The organism is Brucella sp. H1_1004 (assembly GCF_047308065.1).
Taxonomy (GTDB): domain Bacteria; phylum Pseudomonadota; class Alphaproteobacteria; order Rhizobiales; family Rhizobiaceae; genus Brucella; species Brucella pseudogrignonensis_B.
Window position 1 is genome coordinate 1 of record NZ_JAYKZA010000002.1, and the last position, 2,500, is coordinate 2,500.

A 2,500-nucleotide genomic window follows, 5' to 3' on the forward strand; every position below is an offset into this window, starting at 1 on the left:
TCAGTGGTTGCGGGGGCAGGATTTGAACCTGCGGCCTTCAGGTTATGAGCCTGACGAGCTACCGGGCTGCTCCACCCCGCGTTATGAGTTACGAACCATTGCGGCCCGGGAGCGAAGTCAGGCGCCTTTTTTCATGGCATTGGCCTGATGAGGTGAGGTCGTTTAAAAATCGATTGATTATCGATTTTAGACCGAACGGGCTGCTCCGAGCCACTCTCACATAATCATATATTCGGTATTTTTTGCGCTTATTGCGTTGAATGTCTGTTTTGTATGTTTTTGAGAAGATGTTGATTATTTGTGTGCTTAGCAGACCTGGCAGCGACCTACTCTCCCGTGTCTTAAGACAAAGTACCATTGGCGCTGGAGCGTTTCACGGCCGAGTTCGGAATGGGATCGGGTGCAGCCGCTCCGCCATAACCACCAGGTCGGCGAAGAACACAAATATGAGAAGCTGTTGTCTTTCGTGCAGATAATTCAGCGCGTTTATAGAGCGCTGATAAACAATAAGCACACGACTGTGTGCCGCCGGTTGCCCGGCGCCCTCCCGGAGCCATTCACGAAGTGAATAAGGCGTGAGGGGCAAAGTTTTCATCGAACTTTGTTCGATGGATATTGTAAATGAGAATGATCAAGTCGATCGAGCTATTAGTACCGGTAAGCTACATGCGTTGCCGCACTTCCACACCCGGCCTATCAACGTGGTAGTCTTCCACGGCTCTGATAGGGAATACTCGTTTTTAGGTTAGTTTCCCGCTTAGATGCCTTCAGCGGTTATCTAGTCCGTATATAGCTACCCTGCTATGCCGTTGGCACGACAACAGGTCCACCAGAGATACGTCCATCCCGGTCCTCTCGTACTAGGGACAGATCCTATCAATATTCCTACACCCACGGCAGATAGGGACCGAACTGTCTCACGACGTTCTGAACCCAACTCACGTACCGCTTTAAATGGCGAACAGCCATACCCTTGGGACCTGCTCCAGCCCCAGGATGCGATGAGTCGACATCGAGGTGCCAAACAACCCCGTCGATATGGACTCTTGGGGGTCATCAGCCTGTTATCCCCGGCGTACCTTTTATCCGTTGAGCGATGGCCCTTCCACGCGGGACCACCGGATCACTATGACCGACTTTCGTCTCTGCTCGACTTGTCAGTCTTGCAGTCAGGCAGGCTTATGCCATTGCACTCGACGAACGATTTCCGACCGTTCTGAGCCTACCATCGCGCGCCTCCGTTACTCTTTAGGAGGCGACCGCCCCAGTCAAACTACCCACCATACACGGTCCTGGACCCGGATAACGGGCCGCAGTTAGACATCCATATAGATAAGGGTGGTATTTCAAGGATGACTCCACCATGGCTGGCGCCACGGCTTCAAAGTCTACCACCTATCCTACACATGTCGACACGAATGCCAGTGTAAAGCTATAGTAAAGGTGCACGGGGTCTTTCCGTCTAACCGCAGGAACCCCGCATCTTCACGGGGAATTCAATTTCACTGAGTCTGCGTTGGAGACAGCGGGGAAGTCGTTACGCCATTCGTGCAGGTCGGAACTTACCCGACAAGGAATTTCGCTACCTTAGGACCGTTATAGTTACGGCCGCCGTTTACTGGGGCTTCAATTCAATGCTTGCACATCTCCTCTTAACCTTCCAGCACCGGGCAGGCGTCAGACCCTATACGTCGTCTTGCGACTTCGCAGAGCCCTGTGTTTTTGGTAAACAGTCGCTACCCCCTGGTCTGTGCCACCCTCCAATAGTTGCCTAAAGAAGGGTCACGCTTCTTCCGAAGTTACGCGTGCATTTTGCCGAGTTCCTTCAACGCAGTTCTCTCAAGCGCCTTGGTATTCTCTACCAGTCCACCAGTGTCGGTTTAGGGTACGGTCTATATGCAGGAGCTATTTCCTGGAACCGCTTCGCTGCCAGATCAATCCAATAAGACCTGACAACACACGCAATCCGTCACTACCTGCAGGCCCACGAATATTAACGTGGTTCCCATCGACTACGCCTTTCGGCCTCGCCTTAGGGGCCGGCTAACCCTGCTCAGATTAACTTTAAGCAGGAACCCTTGGACTTTCGGCGAGGGAGTCTCTCACTCCCTTTATCGTTACTCATGTCAGCATTCTCACTTCCGATACCTCCAGGATGTCTCACGACTGTCCCTTCACAGGCTTACGGAACGCTCCGCTACCACGCACATACGTGCATCCACAGCTTCGGTGTATGGCTTTAGCCCCGGTACATTTTCGGCGCAAAGACCCTTATTTAGACCAGTGAGCTGTTACGCTTTCTTTAAATGATGGCTGCTTCTAAGCCAACATCCTGGTTGTTTTGGGATCCTCACATCCTTTCCCACTTAGCCATAACTTAGGGACCTTAGATGGTGGTCAGGGTTGTTGCCCTCTTCACGACGGACGTTAGCACCCGCCGTGTGTCTGCCCAGTAGTACTCCCCGGTATTCGGAGTTTGATTAGGATCAGTAAGACGGTG

1 tRNA gene and 2 rRNA genes (1 of these 3 cut by a window edge) are annotated in these 2,500 nt (G+C 52.3%); all 3 read right to left on the reverse strand.

Annotated elements, in window-relative coordinates:
• Positions 1-4: 4 nt before the first annotated feature.
• Positions 5-81 (reverse strand) — tRNA-Met (locus U2P60_RS07220).
• 232 nt (positions 82-313) lie between these two features.
• A 5S ribosomal RNA gene (rrf, locus tag U2P60_RS07225) occupies positions 314-428 on the reverse strand.
• Between the two features lie 199 nt (positions 429-627).
• Positions 628-2,500: ribosomal RNA gene (locus U2P60_RS07230) — 23S ribosomal RNA — on the reverse strand (it continues 939 nt past the right edge of the window).